This window comes from Streptomyces sp. CC224B, from assembly GCF_030010595.1.
Classification (GTDB): Bacteria; Actinomycetota; Actinomycetes; order Streptomycetales; family Streptomycetaceae; genus Streptomyces; species Streptomyces longispororuber.
Genome location: NZ_JASCXL010000252.1, coordinates 1 through 938 on the forward strand (window position 1 = coordinate 1; position 938 = coordinate 938).

General features: G+C 69.1%; 1 protein-coding gene. It reads right to left on the reverse strand.

The features are described from left to right. A protein-coding gene (locus QK440_RS41210) for an IS5 family transposase (RefSeq protein ID WP_282798390.1) occupies positions 1–911 on the reverse strand; the annotation gives its coding sequence in 2 pieces (ribosomal slippage) (positions 1–563 and positions 563–911; 912 coding nt in all). Positions 912–938 lie beyond the last annotated feature (27 nt).

A 938-nucleotide genomic window follows, 5' to 3' on the forward strand; every position in this document is an offset into this window, starting at 1 on the left:
CTAGGTCCTGTCTGACAAAGGATCTTGGGTGGGTTCGCGGAGCCAGAGGATGAGTGCGGCGAGGCGGACGCCGGCTCTGTAGCGGGCGGCGAGTTTGTCGAAGCGCGTGGCGATCGCCCGGAACTGCTTGAGGCGGTTGAAGCAGCGTTCGACCGCGTTGCGGGCCTTGTAGAGCTCTCGGTCGAAGGCCGGCGGTCTGCCGCCGGCCTTCCCGCGCCGCAGACGGTTGGCCTTCTGGTCCGCTCGCTCCGGGATCACCGCCCGGATGCCTCTGCGCCGCAGGACCTGGCGTATGGCCCGGGACGAATACGCCTTGTCTGCGATGACCGTGTCAGGCCTGAGGCGGGGCCGTCCAGCGCCGGTGCGGGGCACCTTCAGCTCGTTCATGACCGTATCGAAGACGGTGGAGTCGTTGACGTTGCCGGGCGTGACGACGACGGTCAGGGGCAGGCCCCGGCCGTCGCAGGCGAGGTGGAGCTTGGTGGTCAGTCCACCACGGGACCGGCCCAGCGCCTGGGCAGCCGACGGACGTGCCTGATCTTCCAGTTCGTCCCCTGCCGCCGCCCCTTTTTGCGGGCACCGGCGGCGTGCTGGTGGGCCCGGCTGATCGTGGAGTCAACCGACACGGTCCACTCCACCGCTCCGACGGAGTCATCGCGGACCTGGATCTGCTCGAGCAGACGGGCCCAGGTCCCGTCCGCCTCCCAGCGGGCGAACCGTTCATAGGCCGTCTGCCACGGCCCGTAGCGTTTGGGCAGGTCACGCCAAGGGGCACCGGTCCGCAACCGCCACAGCACCCCGTTGATCACCTGCCGGTGATCCCGCCACGGCCGCCCCCGGCCATCAACCCCCGGCAGCAAGGGCACTATCCGCTCCCACGCCGCATCCGTCAGCTCCCCACGACCCACCACGAGATCAATTATCAGACAGGCCCTAGG